General features: G+C 71.1%; 16 protein-coding genes. 5 read left to right on the forward strand and 11 right to left on the reverse strand.

Translation table 11 applies throughout. The features are described from left to right. Positions 1-539 precede the first annotated feature (539 nt). The 3 genes from ABD269_RS05910 to ABD269_RS05920 all read right to left on the reverse strand — a co-directional run bounded on the left by ABD269_RS05910 (position 540) and on the right by ABD269_RS05920 (position 2,216). The gene (locus tag ABD269_RS05910; protein ID WP_344116739.1) at positions 540-1,190 is read right to left on the reverse strand and encodes a DNA-3-methyladenine glycosylase; all 651 of its coding nucleotides are present in this window, start codon (positions 1,188-1,190) and stop codon (positions 540-542) included. Positions 1,191-1,308: 118 nt separating this feature from the next. Then, positions 1,309-1,740: a barstar family protein gene (locus ABD269_RS05915; protein WP_344116741.1), complete on the reverse strand. Its 432-nt coding sequence runs from the start codon at positions 1,738-1,740 to the stop codon at positions 1,309-1,311. Further along, entirely contained in the window at positions 1,737-2,216 is a 480-nt protein-coding gene (locus ABD269_RS05920) for a guanyl-specific ribonuclease (RefSeq protein WP_344116743.1), read from the reverse strand. Before ABD269_RS05920 ends, ABD269_RS05915 begins: the two co-directional genes overlap by 4 nt. An 82-nt stretch (positions 2,217-2,298) precedes the next feature. On the opposite strand from ABD269_RS05920, the gene ABD269_RS05925 reads away from it, so the two are divergent. After that, complete coding sequence (locus ABD269_RS05925) at positions 2,299-2,838, forward strand: YbhB/YbcL family Raf kinase inhibitor-like protein (RefSeq protein ID WP_301888402.1); 540 nt, start codon at positions 2,299-2,301, stop codon at positions 2,836-2,838. Positions 2,839-3,203: 365 nt separating this feature from the next. Continuing rightward, positions 3,204-3,716 carry an HNH endonuclease gene (locus ABD269_RS05930; RefSeq protein ID WP_344116747.1) on the forward strand — a complete coding sequence of 171 codons (513 nt, stop codon included), beginning with the start codon at positions 3,204-3,206 and terminating at the stop codon, positions 3,714-3,716. A 46-nt stretch (positions 3,717-3,762) separates the two neighbouring features. On the opposite strand, the gene ABD269_RS05935 is transcribed toward ABD269_RS05930, so the two are convergent. From ABD269_RS05935 to ABD269_RS05950, 4 genes are all read right to left on the reverse strand, one after another. Further along, entirely contained in the window at positions 3,763-4,536 is a 774-nt protein-coding gene (locus tag ABD269_RS05935) for a sulfite exporter TauE/SafE family protein (RefSeq protein WP_344116750.1), read from the reverse strand. A gap of 84 nt (positions 4,537-4,620) precedes the next feature. Continuing rightward, positions 4,621-5,574, reverse strand: a complete 954-nt coding sequence (locus ABD269_RS05940) for an SPFH domain-containing protein (protein WP_116211055.1) — start codon at positions 5,572-5,574, stop codon at positions 4,621-4,623. 147 nt (positions 5,575-5,721) lie between these two features. Then, positions 5,722-6,144 (reverse strand): NfeD family protein, encoded by a 423-nt coding sequence (locus ABD269_RS05945; RefSeq protein WP_301888394.1) that lies wholly within the window; start codon positions 6,142-6,144, stop codon positions 5,722-5,724. A 70-nt stretch (positions 6,145-6,214) separates the two neighbouring features. Next, the gene (locus tag ABD269_RS05950; RefSeq protein WP_301888391.1) at positions 6,215-7,006 is read right to left on the reverse strand and encodes an ABC transporter ATP-binding protein; all 792 of its coding nucleotides are present in this window, start codon (positions 7,004-7,006) and stop codon (positions 6,215-6,217) included. 120 nt (positions 7,007-7,126) lie between these two features. Here ABD269_RS05950 and ABD269_RS05955 point away from each other — a divergent pair, with 120 nt between their 5' ends. Further along, positions 7,127-7,921 (forward strand): hypothetical protein, encoded by a 795-nt coding sequence (locus ABD269_RS05955; RefSeq protein ID WP_344116755.1) that lies wholly within the window; start codon positions 7,127-7,129, stop codon positions 7,919-7,921. A 106-nt stretch (positions 7,922-8,027) separates the two neighbouring features. Here the strand turns inward: ABD269_RS05955 and ABD269_RS05960 are convergent, their stop codons facing one another. The 4 genes from ABD269_RS05960 to ABD269_RS05975 form a co-directional block, all read right to left on the reverse strand. Further along, positions 8,028-8,297 (reverse strand): chaplin, encoded by a 270-nt coding sequence (locus ABD269_RS05960; protein ID WP_301888387.1) that lies wholly within the window; start codon positions 8,295-8,297, stop codon positions 8,028-8,030. Positions 8,298-8,473: 176 nt separating this feature from the next. Then, entirely contained in the window at positions 8,474-8,710 is a 237-nt protein-coding gene (locus ABD269_RS05965; RefSeq protein ID WP_344116757.1) for a chaplin, read from the reverse strand. Between the two features lie 152 nt (positions 8,711-8,862). Then, the gene (locus ABD269_RS05970; RefSeq protein ID WP_301888383.1) at positions 8,863-9,510 is read right to left on the reverse strand and encodes a response regulator; all 648 of its coding nucleotides are present in this window, start codon (positions 9,508-9,510) and stop codon (positions 8,863-8,865) included. Next, positions 9,503-10,648 carry a GAF domain-containing sensor histidine kinase gene (locus tag ABD269_RS05975; RefSeq protein WP_301888380.1) on the reverse strand — a complete coding sequence of 382 codons (1,146 nt, stop codon included), beginning with the start codon at positions 10,646-10,648 and terminating at the stop codon, positions 9,503-9,505. The genes ABD269_RS05970 and ABD269_RS05975 overlap by 8 nt, the downstream gene beginning before the upstream one ends. Before the next feature lie 183 nt (positions 10,649-10,831). Here ABD269_RS05975 and ABD269_RS05980 point away from each other — a divergent pair, with 183 nt between their 5' ends. After that, positions 10,832-11,533, forward strand: a complete 702-nt coding sequence (locus tag ABD269_RS05980; RefSeq protein ID WP_344116760.1) for a nitroreductase family protein — start codon at positions 10,832-10,834, stop codon at positions 11,531-11,533. Between the two features lie 342 nt (positions 11,534-11,875). Further along, positions 11,876-12,589 (forward strand): transglycosylase SLT domain-containing protein, encoded by a 714-nt coding sequence (locus ABD269_RS05985; protein ID WP_301888376.1) that lies wholly within the window; start codon positions 11,876-11,878, stop codon positions 12,587-12,589. The last annotated feature ends 43 nt before the right edge of the window (positions 12,590-12,632 follow it).

Below are 12,632 nucleotides of genomic sequence, written 5' to 3' on the forward strand. Positions count from 1 at the left end.
GGCACAGCCAGGCGGAATAAGCCCGGCCATGCACAGCGTCCTCGCTGTGTGTGCCCACCCACCCCCAAAGAGGGTCGGCAGGACTTTCAAAGGAACCGCGTCCCGGCCAGAAGGCCAGGGACGGGGTATTTTATAGTCTGGCGTTGACTTTTGGCACGCTGTTGAGTTCTCAAGGAACGGACGCTTCCTTTGTACTCACCCTCTCGGGCTTTCCTCCGGGCGCTTCCCTTCGGTATTTCGTGTTTCCGACTCTATCAGATCCTTTTCCGTGCCGTTCCCGGCTCGAATTCGTTTCCGATCCCCGTCGGAGGGGGTTTGTTTCGCGCCTTCCGGCGTGTCCACTACTTTAGCGGCTTTCCCGTGCGGCTCCTAATCGAGCCGATCGATTCCTTATTTCGGCACAGCGAAATAAGACCCCGATCCGGGGTGGCCCTCGTCAGTAGTGGTTGTGCCGCCTGCCGGTCCGCGCACAGGGCGCCGTCCGTCTCAAGCGGCTCGGGCTACGTTAGGTCTTCCTGGGCCCGGAGTCAAGCACCGTCCTACGCGTCCCTCTTGCCCCGGTGGCGCGGCACATGGGCGCGGTACGGGCTGACCGTCGGGTCGCCGTCCGCCCAGAAGCGCCACGGGTGCGTCGCGCCCTCGCCGCCCACGCCCGTACGAGGGCCGCTGCGCAGCTGGTCAGGGTGGATGGGGTGGCCGGTGAGGAGGGACAGCGGTGTGCCGGGGCCCGCGCAGAGGTCGGTGCCGTTGAGGCCGCGGTCGACGTCGAGGGCGGTGGCCAGGCGCGCCGGGCCCTGGGCGAGCTCACGGTCCTTGCGTGCCTTCGGGCGCCGCGCGCGGGCGAGCGCCGTCCCCTTCACCACCTCGCCGGCCCGCAGCAGGACTCCGCTCGCCGTGCCCTCCGGGCCGCAGACGAGGTTGAGGCTGAACCACATGCCGTAGATGAAGTAGACATACGCGTGACCGGGGGGTCCGAACATCGACGCGTTCCGCTCGGTACGGCCGCGGTAGGCGTGCGAGCCGGGGTCGGCCTGGCCCGCGTATGCCTCGACCTCCGTGATGCGGAGCTCGATCGGCCCGTCCGGGCTCGTCCGGACGAGGGTGCGGCCGAGGAGGTCGGGGGCGACCTCCAGCACGGGACGGTCGAAGAAGTGCCGGGCGATCGGCATACGGTCAGGCGCGGCGATCATGCTGATCGAGCGTACTCGGTCGCGCAGCGGATCCAGGGGCTGTCGGCGAACCGATCGGGCCGCCGATCTCCACCAGTGGCTCGCGGAGGTCGGCGGCCGGCGCAACCGGTTCTGGGCCTCAGCCGAGCAGGGCCGCCAGGGGTGACTCGCCGTCGGCCCAGTAGTCGACGGCGTCGGCGAGGATCGTCTCCGCCGTGCGGGCGTCCTTCGGGGCGGCCTTGCGGAAGGCGTCCCAGTCCTCCGCGAGGAGGAGGTAGCCGCGGGCCTTGCTCTCGTCGCGCCACCAGGAGAGGTCCATGAGGCAGTCGGCGAGGGCGTCCCAGTTGCGGCCGAACCACTGGGGGAAGTCGAGGGCGGCCGCGCAGCGGTCGAGGAAGCCGGCCTTGTCCGCCACCCCGCCCAGCGGCAGCGTGGCCACCCGCCAGTCGGCCTCGGCGGCGAGCGAGATGACGCGGGAGGCGGTCTCGGTGGGCGGCAGCCGGTAGAGCCCCGGGGGGACGGTGCCGATGAAGAGGCCGGTGAGGCCGGGTGCGGGCAGCGGGCCGGTCATGGTTTTACCACCGCTTCGAAGGTGTCGTAGTGGTCGCCGGTGTAGTAGCGCTCGGCGTGGTTCCCGGCGATGATGCGGCGCGCGCCGCGGGTGCGGGAGCCGGGGGTGGGGACGGTGTACTCGTGGTAGTAGCCGCGGGCCTGCTTCGGCAGCCGGTTCTCGTAGTTGCCGAAGACCGTGCCGTCCTTGTCGTACGGGAAGGGGCCGCCCTTGTCGATGAGTTCGAGGGTCTTGCGGGCCTCTGCTGGCAGCCGGTCCGGGGTGATCGTCCGCATGCCCTTCGCCCAGGCGGGGGCCCCGGGGGAACCCGGGGTGCTGCGTGCCGGGCTCGTGGTCGAGGTGGTCTTCCCGTCCTTGTGGCCGCCGGAGGAGCACGCGGGCAGCAGGAGCAGGGGCAGGGCGGCGAGGAAGGCGGTCAGTGCGCGCAGGGCGCGCCCGGCCGGTCGTCGTCGGGGGAGTCGAAGCTGTCGAAGCACACTCCGTATGGTCGCAGCCCCCGCGGGCGGTGCCTGGTTAGGCTGGCGGCTTCACCGTCCGCGCGTACAAGGAGGCGCCGAAGTGCCCGAGCAGAAGCGACCGCCGCTCCCCCATGAATTCCACCCTCCGGTGGCCTCGTTCACGGTGGTGAGTGATGACCTGACGCCCGGTGGGACGCTGGGTGACGCCCAGGTGTTCTCCGGGGGCAACCTCTCGCCGCAGCTGCGCTGGGAGGGGTTCCCCGAGGGGACGAAGAGCTTCGCGGTGACGTGCTTCGACCCCGACGCCCCGACCGGCAGCGGCTTCTGGCACTGGGTGCTGTTCGACATTCCGCTGTCGGTGACGGAGCTGCCCGGCGGTGCGGGGAGCGGTGAGCTGAAGGGGCTGCCCGAGGGCGCCGTCCATGTACGCAACGACTACGGGACGCGGGACTTCGGCGGTGCCGCGCCGCCGCCCGGCGACGGGCCGCACCGCTATGTGTTCACGGTCTACGCGGTGGACAAGGAGAAGCTGGGCCCGGACGCCGCCGCGTCGCCCGCCGTCGTGGGCTTCAACCTGCGGTTCCACGCCCTGGGCCGGGCGCAGTTGATCGGTGAGTACGAGGTGCCGGCCGCCGGCTGAGGCCCGTACCCGCCGGGCCGACCGGAAAATCCGTTGCGTCCCGCCGCCCCGGATCGCACAGTGGTGCATGGCTGACGGCTCCGCATGGCCGTCGGACAGTGGACACCGCAGTGGCGGGGGCGGCGGGGCGCGCGTGCGCCGGCCGTCTGCCGGAGTCCGGCATCGCGCCGGGCGCCCGCGTCCGCTGTCGTGCGCTCCGGGCCCTGTGTCACACGGGGGAAGGGTCCGGAGCGTTCCCCCCCCTCATTCTTCTCTTCTTCAACTCCCTTTTCCCGTACGGAAATTACGTTGTCGTCCGATCTGTACAGGGGCACAGTTGAGCCATCTTTGCCACTGGGGCGGGGACGGGCCGGGAGGTGTGCGGGATGCGGGAGACGCTGGTGCTCAATGCGAGCTTCGAGCCGTTGGCGACGGTGTCGCTGCGACGTGCGGTGGTGCTCGTGCTCCAGGGCAAGGCCGTGGTCGAGCAGGCGCGGCCCGGGCGGCGGGTCCGGGCGTCGGCGGTCGAGATGCCGGTGCCGCAGGTGATCAGACTGTGCCGGTACGTACGGGTGCCGTTCCGAAGACGGGCTTCCTGGTCGCGGCGTGGGGTGCTGGTGCGGGACCGGCACCGGTGCGCGTACTGCGGCCGGCGGGCGACGACGGTGGACCACGTGGTGCCGCGCTCGCACGGGGGCGAGGACAGTTGGCTGAACACCGTCGCCGCGTGCGCCGAGGACAATCACCGCAAGGCGGACCGTACGCCGGAGCAGGCGGGGATGCGGCTGCTGACCGCGCCGTTCGAACCGACGCCCGCGGACGCTCTCGTGCTCGCGCTGGGGGCGCGGGAGGGGTTGCCGGAGTGGCTGGCGGGACAGGTCGCGGTGTCCGCCGCCTGAGCGAGGGGGCGGGCGGGGTGTTCCTCCCCCGCCCGCCCCCTGTTCGTCACTTCTTCAGCAGCATCTGCACGATGGCCACGACGCCGACCACGACGATGACGCCGCGCAGCGCGGTGGGCGGCAGACGGCGGCCGATCTTCGCGCCCAGCTGGCCGCCGAGGGTGGAGCCGGCGGCGATGAGCAGCACGGCGGTCCAGTCGAAGTCGGCGACGAAGAGGAAGAAGAGCGCCGCGACGCCGTTGACGACGACGGCGAGGACGTTCTTGAGGGCGTTGACGCGCTGGAGGTCGTCGCGGAGGAGCAGGCCCATCAGGGAGAGGTAGAGGACGCCCTGGGCCGCGCCGAAGTAGCCGCCGTAGGCACTGGCGAGCAGGAGGCCCAGGAGCAGGGCGGGGCCGCCGTCGGTGACGGTGTCGGTGGTGCCGTTGCGTTCGCGGCGGCGGGCGAGCGCCCTGGCGAGCCGGGGCTGGAGGACGACGAGGACCAGTGCGAGGCCGATGAGGGCGGGCACGATCGTGTCGAAGGCCTTGGACGGGAGCGCGAGCAGCAGGACGGCGCCGGTGAGCCCGCCGATCAGGGCGGTGACGCCGAAGCGCAGGACGCGGCGGCGCTGGCCGCGGAGTTCGCGGCGGTAGCCGATGGCGCCGCTGATGTTTCCGCTGACGAGGCCGAGGGTGTTGGAGACGTTCGCGGTGATCGGGGGCAGTCCGACGGCGAGGAGCACCGGGAAGGTGAAGAGGGTGCCGGAGCCGACGATGGTGTTGATGGTGCCCGCGCCGATGCCTGCGGCGAAGATCGCGAGTGCTTCCCAGATGGACAAGGCCATCTCCTTCATGGTCAGTGTGTCGCCTCCCCGCCCTGAGGGGGTCGAGGGGCCTTACTGATCATGCAGGAGAGGACGGCGTCAGTCGATGGGCGGCTGCTCCCGGCGGGGGGTCTCCTTGGTGGTCTTCGGGGCCTGGCCGCCGCTGCGCGACGGGCCCATGGGGCCGAAGTTCCCGACGGCGCCGCTCAGGCCCTTGAGCGCGTCGCCGATCTCGCTGGGCACGATCCAGAGCTTGTTGGCGTCGCCCTCGGCGATCTTCGGCAGCATCTGGAGGTACTGGTAGGAGAGCAGCTTCTCGTCGGGGTCGCCGGCGTGGATGGACTCGAAGACCGTACGGATCGCCTGGGCCTCGCCCTCGGCGCGCAGGGCGGCGGCCTTGGCCTCACCCTCGGCGCGCAGGATCGCGGACTGCTTCTCGCCCTCCGCGGTGAGGATCTGCGACTGGCGGATGCCCTCCGCGGTGAGGATCGCGGCGCGCTTGTCACGGTCGGCGCGCATCTGCTTCTCCATCGAGTCCTGGATGGAGGTGGGCGGTTCGATGGCCTTGAGCTCGACGCGGTTGACGCGGATGCCCCACTTGCCGGTGGCCTCGTCGAGCACGCCGCGCAGGGCCGCGTTGATCTCCTCGCGGGAGGTGAGGGTCCGCTCCAGGTCCATGCCGCCGATGATGTTGCGCAGGGTGGTGACGGTGAGCTGCTCGATGGCCTGGATGAAGCTGGAGACCTCGTACGTCGCGGCGCGCGCGTCGGTCACCTGGTAGTAGATGACCGTGTCGATGTTGACGACCAGGTTGTCCTGGGTGATCACCGGCTGCGGCGGGAACGGCACGACCTGCTCACGGAGGTCGATGCGGTTGCGGATGGAGTCGATGAAGGGGACGACGATGTTCAGACCGGCGTTGAGGGTCCGGGTGTAGCGGCCGAAGCGCTCGACGATGGCGGCGCTGGCCTGCGGGATCACCTGGACCGTCTTCATGAGGGCGATGAAGACGAGCACCACCAAGATGATCAGGACGATGATGATCGGTTCCATCGTGGCTCCCCGTGCCTGTCGGTGTTGATCTCTCCGGTGAAGTCTTTCAGAACGCGGCGCCGCCGTGCAGGTAATGAGGGCATATCAAGCCGCGCGCGGCTCGTTTCCGGGGGTGTCCCGGGGCCGTACGGGTGCGGTCGGCGGTGGTCACAGCACCACGGCCGTCGCACCGTCGATCTCGACGACGTCCACCTGCTGGCCCGCCTCGTAGCTGCGCTCGGCGTCGTAGGAACGCGCGGACCAGATCTCGCCGGCGAGCTTGATGCGGCCGCCGTTGCCGTCGACCCGCTCCAGGACGACGGCCTGCCGGCCCTTGAGGGCGTCCACGCCGGTCTCCAGGGCGGGTCGCTGCGAGCGGTGGCGGTTGGCGATCGGCCGGACGACGGCGATGAGGGCGACCGAGACGACGGCGAAGACGACGAACTGCGCGACGGCGCCGCCGCCGAGCCGGTCGGTGACGGCGGCGGCCACGGCTCCGGCCGCGAGCATCCCGAACTCGGGCATCGCTGTGACGACGAGCGGAATGCCCAGTCCGACGGCGGCCACCAGCCACCACACCCATGTGTCCACGTGTTCATGGTAGGCGTGGCGGCGGCCGCCGGACAGTGCGCGGGAGCGGGGCGCGCGGTGGAGCGGGGGGTCAGGAGAGGGGCAGACCCTGGGCCGTCCAGCGCTGTCCCTGGCGCTCGACGACCAGGGGGAGGCCGAAGCAGTGGGAGAGGTTGCGGGAGGTGAGTTCGAGCTCGACGGGGCCCGCGGCGAGCACCTTGCCCTGACGGATCATCAGGACGTGGGTGAAGCCCGGGGGGATCTCCTCGACGTGGTGGGTGACCATGAGCATCGAGGGCGCGAGGGGGTCGCGGGCGAGGCGGCCGAGGCGGCGCACGAGGTCCTCGCGGCCGCCCAGGTCGAGGCCCGCGGCGGGCTCGTCGAGCAGCAGCAGCTCGGGGTCGGTCATCATCGCGCGGGCGATGAGGGTGCGCTTGCGCTCGCCCTCGGAGAGGGTGCCGAACTTCCGGTCCAGGTAGTCCGTCATGCCGAGGACGTCGAGGAAGGCGCGGGCGCGCTGCTCGTCGACCTCCTCGTAGTTCTCCTGCCAGGTGGCCGTCATGCCGTACGCGGCGGTGAGGACGGTCTGCAGGACGGTCTGGCTGCGCGGCAGCTTGTCGGCGAGGGCGATGCCCGCGATGCCGATGCGGGGGCGGAGCTCGAAGACGTCGACCGCGCCGAGCTTCTCGCCCAGGACCTTGACGGTGCCCGTGGTCGGGAAGAGATAGCTGGAGGCGACATTGAGGAGGGTGGTCTTGCCGGCGCCGTTGGGGCCGAGGATGACCCAGCGCTCCCCTTCCTTGACCGACCAGGAGACCTGGTCCACCAGAGCCCGGCCCTCGCGGACCACGGATACGTCCACCAGTTCCAGCACTTCGCTCATGAGCGCGTTGTCTCCCATTGCAGTGTCGTCGTCGCTTGCCCTCAGGCGATGCCCCCAGGGACAGCCCCCAGGGAAGAACTTACGCCACCCGTTGTCGGTGCCGGTCCTTAGGCTGGGGCCATGCTCGATGAACACCGCTCAGGACGGCTCACTGCGTGGGGAAATGCCCTCATTGCCGGATTCACCTCTCCCGATGAGGCCGCACACCGGATCACCGGTGACGACGCCGTGCACCGCGTCACCGGACTGCCCGGGGAGTCCGGCCCGGTCGGATTGACCCTGGCCCTCGGCAGGCTCCGCGCCCTCGGGGCGACGGGCCTGCGCCTCGCACTGCCGGTGCCGGGGCACCCGCTGGGGCTCAGCGGGCCGCCGGAGTTCAACGCCCGGGCCCTGGAGGCCGAGGAGGCGGTCGTCGCGACGGGGGCGGCGCTGGGTCTCGTACCCGAGGTGTACGAGGCGGGCCCCGCCGGTGATGTGCACGTGGAGGTGGTGTGGCACTGCCTGCCCGTGCGCGAGGCACCGCCCGCGGACGTGCCCTCGCTCGGCGAGGCCGAGCGGGAGCTGGCGGAGGCGCTGCGCGACGCGACCGACGTGCTCACCCGGCTGGACGTGGCCGGTTCCGGCCCGGTGGCCCAGGCCGCGCTTGAGGCGTACCGCGCACGGGCCGAGCGGGGCCGCGAGGTGCTGGCCCCGGGCTACCCGCCGCGTGCGGTGCGGGTGCTGGAGCTGGCGCAGCGGGTGGGCGCGCTGATCTCGATCGCGTACGAGCCGGGGGACGGAGGGGGCCGTGAGCACGGCGGGGCGGTGAGCGCGTCCGAGATGACGGCGCGGGCCCAGGCGCTGCGGCCGGTGGAGCGAGTCGCCCGCCGGGCGCAGGTCGCGGCGTACAACGCGATGGTCGAGCGCCGGGTGTAGCGGCCTGCCTCCGTGCGGCTCCCGTGCCGCCCGGACGCAGCAGGAAGGCCCCGCGAAACATCGCGGGGCCTTCCTGAGGGGCCCTGAGTCGGCCGGCGCGCGTCGCTCAGGAGTTGACGCAGGTGTTGCCGAACGTCGGGTTGAGGATCGCGATGAGGATGTCGATGGTGTTGCCGCAGACGTTGAGCGGCACCTGCACCGGGATCTGGATGACGTCGCCGGAGATGATGCCGGGCGAGCCCTTGGCGACACCGTCGGCGACGGCGCCCTCGAAACGGCCATGGTCCTCGTCGTGGGCGGTGGCGGCGCCGACAGAGGCGCTGAGAGCCATGCCTGCCGCGGCCAGGACGAGGGCGGCCTTCTTGGCACTGTTCATGGAGGGTCTTCCTTCTGCTGATGTCCTTGACGACCCCAGCCGCGGGGTCGCGCACTGATGAACGCCAGCGCACCGCCGATGGCACGGCCATCGGCGGTGTTTGCCCTCATTCGGACGAGTGATCGCACCCGCCTGCCCGGGCCCCGTGGATCGGAGCCGGGCAGGCGACGCCTCGACTACTTGTTGAGGCAGAGGTTCCCGGCCGCCGGGTTAAGGAAGCCCACCACGTTGATGGTGTCGCCGCACACGTTCGCTGCCACGTCGACCGGCACCTGGATGACGTTGCCGGAAACGACGCCGGGGGAGTTCTTCGCCTCGCCCTCGGCCTGGTGGGCGGAGGCCGCACCGGCGCCCGCGAAGGCGAGACCGCCGAGGGCGATCGTGACGGCAGCGACCTTCTTCATGTTCTTCACTCTTCTAATGACCTTCCTGGAACGTTGCCACGGCCAGCCGCCGCGTACGCCATGGAAAACGGGTCACGGACGGTCAGGTTGCGGGGCCAGGTGGACCACCACACGACCGTATGAATCTCTGATCTGAAGACGACGTTCCGGTATGACCGCGATCATGCTCCGATCCCATGTCGGACGGCCCACAGGGCCGCCTGGGTGCGGTCGGCGAGGTCCAGCTTCATCAGGATGTTCGACACGTGGGTCTTGACAGTCTTCTCCGACAGGACGAGGGCGCGGGCGATCTCCCGGTTGGACCGGCCGTCGGCGATCAGAGCGAGCACCTCCCGTTCGCGCTCGGTGAGCGCGTTGCCTCTCCCCTGGCCGCCGCCCGCCTCCTCCTGGGAGAGCAGGGCGCCCGCCACCTCGGGCTGGAGCAGGACGTGCCCGGCGTGCACGGACCTGATCGCCCCGGCGAGGGCGTCGGGGTCCACGTCCTTGTAGACGTACCCCGCCGCACCGGCCCGCAGGGCGGGGATCACGGTGCGCTGCTCGGTGAAGCTGGTGACGATCAGCACCCGGGCGGGGTTGTCGAGCTCCCGGAGCTTGCGCAGCGCCTCGATGCCGTCGGTGCCGGGCATCTTCACGTCCATGAGGACGACGTCGGGGCGCAGCTCCTCGGCCCGCTCGACGCCCTCGGCGCCGTCGGCGGCCTCCCCGACCACCTCGATGTCGTCCTGGACCTCCAGAAACGTCCGCAGCCCCCGGCGGACCACCTGGTGGTCGTCGACCAGCAGCACTCGGATCACGCGTTCCTCAGCCACCCGACACCTCCATCTCGATCGCGGTGCCCTTCCCGGGCGCCGAGGTAACGGTCAGACTGCCGCCGACTCCGGCCGCCCGGTCCCGCATGGAGACGAGCCCGAGGTGGCGGCCCGCCCGGCGGACGCTGCCGGGCTCGAAGCCGCAGCCGTCGTCGGTGACGCGCAGCACGGCGCCCTGGCCCGTGCGGGCGAGGGTGACGTCCACACGCTCGGCGCCGGAGTGCCGCAGGGCGTTGTGCAGGGCCTCCTGGGCGACGCGCAGCAGCGCCTCCTCCTGGGCGGCCGGGAGGGCCCGTACGCCCTGGGAGGCGAAGGTGACGCGGGCGGTGTGGGCGCGGTCCAGGACCTGGATCTGGGTGCGCAGGGTGGCGACGAGCCCGTCCTCGTCGAGGCCCGCGGGGCGCAGCTCCACGACGGCGGCGCGCAGTTCGTCGGCGGCCTCGGCGGCGAGCCGGGCCACCTCGTGCAGCTCGCCCTTGGCGCGGGCGGGGTCGCGGTCGACGAGCGCGGTGGCGGCCTGGGCGGTCAGGCGCAGGGAGAAGAGCTTCTGGGCGACGGCGTCGTGCAGCTCGTGGGCGAGGCGGGCGCGCTCCCCGGCGATGGTGAGCTCGCGGCTGCGCTCGTAGAGCCGGGCGTTGGTGAGCGCTATGGCGGCGTGCTGGGCGAGGACGCCGAGGAGTTCCTCGTCCTCGGCGGTGAAGCCGCAGCCGCCGGCCGGTTTGGGACACCTCTTGTTGGCGAGGAAGAGCGCGCCGAGGATCTCCTCGCCGTCGGCGACGGGCATGCCGATGAAGTCGCTCATGTCGGGGTGGGCGTCGGGCCAGCCCTCGAAGCGGGGGTCCTCGCGGACGTCGCCGAGGCGCTGCGGGGTGGCGTCGTGGAGCATCGCGGCGAGGATGCCGTGCTGCCGGGGCAGCGGGCCGATGGCCTTCCACTGCTCGTCGCTGATCCCGTCGACGACGAACTGCGCGAAGCCCCCGTGGTCGTCCGGTACGCCGAGCGCCGCGTATTCGGCGTCCAGCAGTTCGCGGGCGGAGACGACGATCGTCTTGAGGACGTCGCGCACCTGGAGGTGTCTGCTCATGGCGAGGAGCGCGGTGCTCACGGCGGTGAGGCCGGAGCGTGGGCCGGTGGTCATGAGGTCACGGTACCGAGGCGGGTGGCGGGGCGTATCGGGCCGCCGGAGGCCCGGGACCCGGACCGGGGGCCTAGGCCGAAGGTCCCGGACCGCCCGGTTCCGGCCATGGGGTCCGGACGGGATGCGGGGGCGAATTCCGGGATGTGCCCCTCATGGGCCGCCGTCGCGGACCAGACTCGGAGCATGTCTATACCAACGACACAGTGGACACCGACCCACGGCGATCCCTACCGGCCGGTGCCCTACCGGCCCGAGCGGATGCCCGCCGCCGAGTCCCTGGCCCGCGCCGCCGAGCTGCGGGAGCGGATGGACGGGCGCAGGACCGTACGGCAGTTCTCCGCGGACCCGGTGCCGGAGCAGGTGGTGAAGGACGCGATCGCGTGTGCGGCCACCGCCCCCTCCGGGGCGCATCAGCAGCCGTGGACGTTCGCCCTGGTGAAGGACGCCGAGGTGCGGCGGCGGATCCGCGCGGCCGCGGAGGAGGAGGAACGGATCTCCTACGACGGGCGGCTGGGCGAGGAGTGGCTGGCGGCGCTGCGGCCGCTGGGCACGGACGAGGTCAAGCCGCATCTGACGGACGCGCCCGCGCTGATCGTGGTCTTCCAGCAGCGGTACTGGCTGGGCGAGGGCGGCGACAAGCGCAAGCACTACTACGTGGACGAGTCGGTGGGCATCGCGGTCGGGATGCTGCTGTCGGCGCTGCACCTGTCGGGGCTGGCGGCCCTGGTGCACACGCCGAGCCCGATGCGGTTCCTGTCCGAGGTGCTGGGGCGGCCGGCGAACGAGAAGGCGTTTGCGGTGATCCCCGTCGGGTATCCGGCCGTGGACTGCCAAGTGCCGGATCTGGTCCGCAAGAGCCTGGACCAGGTGCTGGTGGAGATCTGAGCAAACGATCACATACGCAAAGCGTCGAGGCGTGCACACCGGGTGAACCCCCAGGGGGCCCGGTGTGACGCCGGGCATAGGGCGCAGATCACCTACGAACCCGGCTAGTGGATAAATAAGGCCGTCGTAAGCGGGTGCAGGGGCCGTTCGCGGCCCCTTTCGCACGAGGGCCGCGGGGCCCTCCGCAACGAAGCCGGGTAGTACGTCACACCTTTGCCACAGCATTTTGCGGCCGCTAACAATTGCCCAGTCGCAGGGCGCCGTCGATCGAGACGCGGCGCTTTTTTGCAGCGCCTCTCCGGGCCACTGCGACTCAAGCGATTGGAAGAGGTTCAGCTCAGCATGCGCTCCCCCATCTCCGGCTATAGCCGTCTCACCAAGGTCCACAAGTTCTCCGCCGCGGGCATCGCCGCGGCCGGTGTGGCCGCCCTGACGTTCGCCGCCCTGCCGGGCGCCTCGGCCGACGCGGGCACGCAGTCGATCGCCGTCAAGCCGGTCGCGTGGAACGCCAAGGCTCTCGGTGTCGAGGACCAGCAGGAGCAGCTCGGCAAGCAGTCGGACAACGCCGCGAAGCTGGCGAAGTCCGAGGCCGAGGCCAAGCAGAAGGCCGAGGCCGAGGCGAAGGCCAAGGCCGACAAGGAGCGCGCCGACAAGGAGGCCGCGAGCCGTTCCGAGGAGCGCAAGCCGGTCCAGGCCGCCCCCGCCCCGGCCCCGGCCCCCGCGAAGAAGGCCTACTCCAACGACCTCGACGGGTGGATCCGCGAGGCGCTGGACATCATGGCCGCCCACAACATCCCGGGTTCGTACGACGGCATCAAGCGCAACATCATGCGCGAGTCGACCGGCAACCCCCAGGCGATCAACAACTGGGACTCCAACGCCGCCGCCGGCATCCCCTCCAAGGGCCTGCTCCAGGTGATCGACCCGACCTTCAAGGCGTACCACGTCGAGGGCACCTCCTGGGACATCTACGACCCGGTCGCCAACATCACCGCCGCCTGCAACTACGCGGCCAAGACGTACGGCTCGATGGACAACGTCAACTCCGCCTACTGAGCGGACTGACGGCACAGCACATACGCCGAAGGGCGGCACCCGG

Origin of the sequence: Streptomyces blastmyceticus (assembly GCF_039521185.1) — a bacterium.
Classification (GTDB): Bacteria; Actinomycetota; Actinomycetes; order Streptomycetales; family Streptomycetaceae; genus Streptomyces; species Streptomyces blastmyceticus.